Origin of the sequence: Psychrobacter sp. KFRI-CH2-11 (assembly GCF_038239325.1) — a bacterium.
In the GTDB taxonomy this organism is placed as follows: domain Bacteria; phylum Pseudomonadota; class Gammaproteobacteria; order Pseudomonadales; family Moraxellaceae; genus Psychrobacter; species Psychrobacter celer.
In genome coordinates this window covers 1-5,356 of sequence record NZ_CP151286.1, presented here as the reverse complement: position 1 = coordinate 5,356, position 5,356 = coordinate 1, and the positions used below count along the sequence as shown (strand labels likewise).

Annotated in this window: 5 protein-coding genes; 3 read left to right on the top strand and 2 right to left on the bottom strand. The window is 42.1% G+C overall.

Annotated elements, in window-relative coordinates; genetic code table 11:
- Positions 1 to 129: 129 nt before the first annotated feature.
- Entirely contained in the window at positions 130 to 312 is a 183-nt protein-coding gene (locus AADH33_RS13120) for a hypothetical protein (protein WP_348550019.1), read from the bottom strand.
- Between the two features lie 1,199 nt (positions 313 to 1,511).
- Here AADH33_RS13120 and AADH33_RS13115 point away from each other — a divergent pair.
- On the top strand, positions 1,512 to 2,522 hold the full coding sequence (locus AADH33_RS13115) for a DUF4150 domain-containing protein (protein WP_348550018.1): 1,011 nt from the start codon (positions 1,512 to 1,514) through the stop codon (positions 2,520 to 2,522).
- Positions 2,522 to 2,878: a DMP12 family DNA mimic protein gene (locus AADH33_RS13110; protein ID WP_348550022.1), complete on the top strand. Its 357-nt coding sequence runs from the start codon at positions 2,522 to 2,524 to the stop codon at positions 2,876 to 2,878. Before AADH33_RS13115 ends, AADH33_RS13110 begins: the two co-directional genes overlap by 1 nt.
- A gap of 166 nt (positions 2,879 to 3,044) precedes the next feature.
- Here AADH33_RS13110 and AADH33_RS13105 read toward each other — a convergent pair whose 3' ends face one another.
- Positions 3,045 to 4,619 (bottom strand): MobA/MobL family protein, encoded by a 1,575-nt coding sequence (locus tag AADH33_RS13105; RefSeq protein WP_348550021.1) that lies wholly within the window; start codon positions 4,617 to 4,619, stop codon positions 3,045 to 3,047.
- Between the two features lie 231 nt (positions 4,620 to 4,850).
- Here AADH33_RS13105 and AADH33_RS13100 point away from each other — a divergent pair, with 231 nt between their 5' ends.
- A complete protein-coding gene (locus AADH33_RS13100) occupies positions 4,851 to 5,252 on the top strand; it encodes a hypothetical protein (RefSeq protein ID WP_348550020.1) in 402 nt (133 codons plus the stop codon).
- Positions 5,253 to 5,356 lie beyond the last annotated feature (104 nt).

Genomic DNA, 5,356 nt, shown 5'->3' with positions numbered 1-5,356 from the left:
GTTTATAACTGCCCTAAATGCAATACTGATACGATTGCAAGCTATGTGCTTGTGGAATACTACGAGGGCGGTTGTCGGATTAAGGCTAAGAAGATGAAAGCCTATGACCTGTTTAATGCCCTCTGAGCGTCATTTCTTGCCCTGTGAGCTGCCAAATAGGTCTGCTTGCCCATGTTTCTTGGCGTAGTCTCTCATAAAGGCTCTGACGGCTTGTGAGGCGGTGGTGTCTTGGTTCGCACAAGCGTGTTTGAATGAGTTGAGTAAGTTTTCTTCAACTTTAGCGGTGAATAGTTTGTCTTTTTTGTCTGTCATCACACTATCTCTATATACTTGGTATATACCCAATATATACCAGTTATACACTAAGTCAATCAGCTCATAAATATATAATCGGTATATACGCTGTGTATATTTAATATATAAAGAAACATACTCGGAAGATAGTTAATTTTATCGGCAGCCCTTTATTTTCAAAGGTTCTAGCTTAACTTTATTTTTCACCTTATTTTTTTTGTCAAATATCCCTACACTCACTCTGCTGATTGAGTGCTTTTTTTTTTTTTTTTTTTTTTGCTATTATTATCTTAACTTAAATTTTTCTTCAAGCTCTTATGTTATATAGCCTAGTGGGCTATATAACACTTGACAATAGCCTAAGCGGTTATATGCTCTTGGTTCGGCTGGGTTCTGAAATCAGGGAACACTCACCCTAAAGGACTCACAGTTGAAAAACTGCAAATCCTTTAGTGCTGTTTCCTGATTGATGATGCTTGCTCATGCCCTCGGCACGACTTGGGACACTCATCAGGAGGTCATCACTGTATCAAGCTGACCCTGTTAAGATTACGGCTGATAGCACCGCCTAGACACGCTCTTAACCGCTATACGCTTTCTAATGCTAGCAAGGGCATACTACCCAATGTACCGCTTCGAAAAACAATATAACCACTCATTGCGTTGCTCTTATCCTTTGTCTAGTAACCCCTGTCGGGAGCTTTCTTATCACCCACACAATGCAGTCGTCACTGATGCCTGCCACCCATTGCTAGGGAACAGTTACAGAGTTTTGATTGGGTGGAATGTAACGAGCAAATAATTTGTAAAACCACGGTTTTGTTTTGTAAGAACTGGGTTTTAAAACAGCTAAAAGAGGTAATTTGATTGCAAAATAGCCTAGTTTTGGCTTAGAATATGCCCTAATGGGCTTAATTGCTGGTCAAATAACGCAGTCTGTGTGCTTATTTGGTCGTTACAGTGTGTTCCACCACGCTGTAACCGTTAACGAACATTAAACGATAAACCCCCCTGTTACGTCAAGTAGCAGGGGGGTTTATTTTTTTGGGTAAGGTTAATCTGATCTTAATAATCATCGTTTAAAAATACTGGTCATATGTTTACTAGGTAGTATGATAACGATTGTGCCTACAGGATAGACACCGTATTATTAGGCTTTAGCACATTTTTTTAGGGTGAAAATTGCATCGATAGCTGGACGCAAAAGGATAATAGCGATGAGTAAAACACCACGAGCAGGGTCTAAAGCTACCGTACTTATGGCAATCAGTAATGGACCCTCATTTAATTATACCTCTCATAAAAAAGATGCCATTGCTGGTTATACCTTGTACTCATTTATCGATAATGCAGAGGCGACAGCCGAACATACCTTTTTTAACGGTCAGCCGGCCTACTTACTTGATCAAACTACCCAGCCCAAATGTTTCGGTGATGCAGCTGGTAGAGGGGGCGGTGTTAAATCAGGGACGATAGGCGGTGAGGTTAAACCCACCTCAGGATCTAGCACGATATTTATAGAAGGCAAGGCGCTTATTAGAGAGGGTGACACTTGCACTATGAACAACGGCAATGTCAAAGGGAAGTATGTCACGGTAGATGCCAGTGAAGCTTACGATATCATGGCAAAATGGGCTGATGAGGCAACTGCGCAAGCGTTAAAAGATGGTGGTTTTTGGGCAATGTCCGAATTAATTTACCAAGCAGAAGCAGATGCTCTTTGGATCAATGTGAAGGGCGATGAAAAAGCATATTATGAAGGACTGAAAAAGATTGCCGCAAGGGATATGGTAGCCTTAGATATATTGACGTTACCAGCAGGATTGGGTGTTAAATCCACTCAGTTAGGTTTTAAAACTGGGCAATATGTCATCAGGAGTAAGTTTTCATTCCCTATGAAAAGAGTAGTAGACTCAGCTAAGATAAAGAGAGCTGAGAACTATAAAAAATTTAGTCCTAACTGGTCGAAAGGAAGTTTAAAAGACAGTCATGAAAAATTTACACCAAATGCAGAAGGTGTTCTTAGTAAAGATGGTGTAAAGACAAGATATACAAGCGATAGTCATACTATTATTAAGGATAATGAAAATAATTATTTTAGAATATACGACAATACGCGAAAACAGTATGTTTCACCAAATGGTAAACCTCCTCCTACAGGTGGATTGAAAGGGAAGGAAGCCAAAGATCATATGCAAAAGCAAACACATTTAAGGAATACAGACTAATGAGTTATGAACCTAATTACCGCTTTTTTTGCCTACCTTTTGACGTTAATATAGATGATTACGTTGAAACAATAGATTGGGGAAATGATAATTTAGAAGCTGATACCGTATTACCCCTTACTACTGATGAAGTCGAGTATTATCATGCGCAAGGGTTATGGCACATGATTTCTGAACAGACTGGTGAACTACTAGAACCAAGCGAAGACGACTCTATACATGATATTGAAACGATTGAAAAGGTATATGATGCTTTTTTAAATATGGACACACCGAAGGATAAAAATATTGAAAAGATGATTTATATCTTGAAATATGCAATTGACCATAATAGAGATCTATTTATACATATTTGATGCTTGCATATAATTTAAAACGTCGGTAGCAAACATGTCGGAGGATGAATAGATTAAGAACAAGAAGCACTCCATCCTTATTTAAATTTCAGGTCAAAAGTTATCCAAGATCAGGCGGTCTTTTTCGCCTGTCCTGGCTAACTTCTGAACCAACAACCGAAGGGCGTTAGCGATCAAGCTCTATGCCTTTACTCTGTTGCCGTTCTAGCTCTGCCTGCTGTGTTTGCCTTGTTAATTCTGCCTTATCCGCTGGTACAAGTTCTGCTTTGCTGTCCTTGTTATAAATCGCTGTTACTCTATCGCCCACGTTTGGCAACGTCTCAAAGCTGTCTAGGTCGTGGTAGATTTTCTTACCTGTTGGGGTTTTCTGCATAACGCCAAAGCGATTTACGGCGGTTATCTCCCCTGTGTACTGTCGCCCTGCTTGTGCTTGGGTCGCCCCATACCTAAACGACGCATGATAGTTCAGTGTCTCACTAGCTTGTTCATGCTTGGCATGGGCTTTAGGGGCTTTATGCTTGATGTAGTTTTTGGCTTGCATAGTGAGATCACGCTCTTTGATTGCGTTAAAATCTCTTTTCACCCCTTTGTACTCAGTGGCTAGCTCTTGCATCTGCTTCTCACGTTTACTCTTACCAAACCATGAATTATTATCTTTCAATGCTTTATGCTCAGCTGCAAGTCTTGTCATATCAGCCTTGTAGGGTTCTAGGCTCTTAGCTCTCATTTTCTCTGCCGTCAGTGCAACCATTTTTTCATAGCCTTGTCGCACTTCTAACGCCTCTTTGACAGTCTGACCTTCAATTATGGGAATATTAGTAGCCTTAATTGGCTCTCTTTGCGGTTTTGGGGCTGTTGTTGTGGCAATGGTAGCTTGTGGGGCTTTCTGTGGCTCTGTGGGCTTCTGTGTGCGTTTCCGCTCCTTCTGTTTTTGTGCTTTTTCCTCTTTTTTTCTTAATTGCCGGTTAATCTCGGTCAGTGCCGTGCCTTCCAACACCCTAATGATGTCTAATTTAGCTTGATGGTCTTGCTCTTTGGCTTCTAGCAATGATTTGTAGGTGTCTTTAACTTCGGGCTTTTTAAGCTGGGTCATGGTGAAGTTGGTCGGTTCGCGCTCAATACCTTGCGCTTTTAATGATTTCATACTGATACGCTCATAACGTCCTGCTTGCTCTAGGTGGGCGTTACACGTTTTTTCCCACCTGTCGCGCTGGGCTAGCAGATCCGCTTTGCGGTCAGCAGGTTTCATGCCTGTATTGGCTTTTTTAGCACCGCCACGCTCGGGATTTTTACCGTTGTAGCGTTTAAAATACTGGTCAGGGTCACGCTCGATGCCGTCTCTTGTACGCTCACTAAACATGATATGAGCATGGGGCTGCTCTTTGCCGTCCATTGCTGGGGGATTGTGGATGGCGTATTGGTAAGCGTGCTTATCGCCTATCTCTTGGTCTATCCAATCTTTGATAAGGTCATGGCGCTGCTCACTGTCTAATTCACGAGGTAGGGCGATAACGTGTTCACGGTAGGTGCTACCGTTTTTGCGCTCATGTTCGTCTGCACTTTGCCAAAAGTAGTTGGGGTTATGCTCTGCCCATGCTGGCATATTGCCATGCCCTGTATGCTCTAATTTCTCTAAGCTGTCATTGTCTTTTTCATATTTTCCTTCTCTTGCAATATACTGGGCGTGAGGGCTTGCCTTACCTTTTTTTCCTATGCCGACACTGAGCCTTGCGATTGCCATTGTTTTCTCTTTTGGTTTTTGGGGGTGTGGGGGTTTACCCCTGCTGGGGATTACAAAGGGGCTAGTCCCTTGTCACGCCGTTTCTGCATTATAACCGATAGGGCAATAATGAGAAACGTCTAAGCGTGCCTTGTCTTCTCGACAAGGATAAAAACCACCACTAGCTAAGTAATTAATATTTGGTTATGCTAAGATAAATTTTAATCGAGAACAACAATAATTAGGGGTTATATGGCTACTATCGACACAGCTTATCTTGAGGACTTGGTTAAACGATTTAAGGGGTTTAAATCTCCCAATGATACGCAGCGACTTATTATTATGTTGGGTGAGAAAGAAAATAGAAGTGCTGATGATAATCGCAAGTTATCGGTGCTACTGAAAGCCGAACGTAAAGCCGATCAACTGGCAAAGGCTCGGGCTGATGCTAGGCGCATGGTTGATGCTGAAAAGGCAAAGGCTCGAAAAGCAGAGACCAGACGCAAGCTGATTTGGATCAGTGCCATTGAGACGATGGCTAAAGATGATGGCAAGGTGGAGCATCTGCTACAGCAGTTAAGGGTCAAAGCCTTTAACGAGGGCTTTGTGTCAGATAGAGACAAAGACGCTGTAAAGGCTGATGTGGGGCTTTAACTATGAATAAGAAGCGGTTTACGAGTCGGGCGTTTAAATTCTGCCAGTCTTGTCGCTCAAAGCAGCAGCTGGTGATCAAAGAGCGAGGGGATTTTAAATTAGGG

Coding starts and splice junctions, on each gene's coding strand:
- AADH33_RS13105 (WP_348550021.1), bottom strand. CDS start 4,619: ATGGCAATCGCAAGGCTCAGTGTCGGCATAGGAAAAAAAGGTAAGGCA.
- AADH33_RS13110 (WP_348550022.1), top strand. CDS start 2,522: ATGAGTTATGAACCTAATTACCGCTTTTTTTGCCTACCTTTTGACGTT.
- AADH33_RS13115 (WP_348550018.1), top strand. CDS start 1,512: ATGAGTAAAACACCACGAGCAGGGTCTAAAGCTACCGTACTTATGGCA.
- AADH33_RS13100 (WP_348550020.1), top strand. CDS start 4,851: ATGGCTACTATCGACACAGCTTATCTTGAGGACTTGGTTAAACGATTT.
- AADH33_RS13120 (WP_348550019.1), bottom strand. CDS start 312: ATGACAGACAAAAAAGACAAACTATTCACCGCTAAAGTTGAAGAAAAC.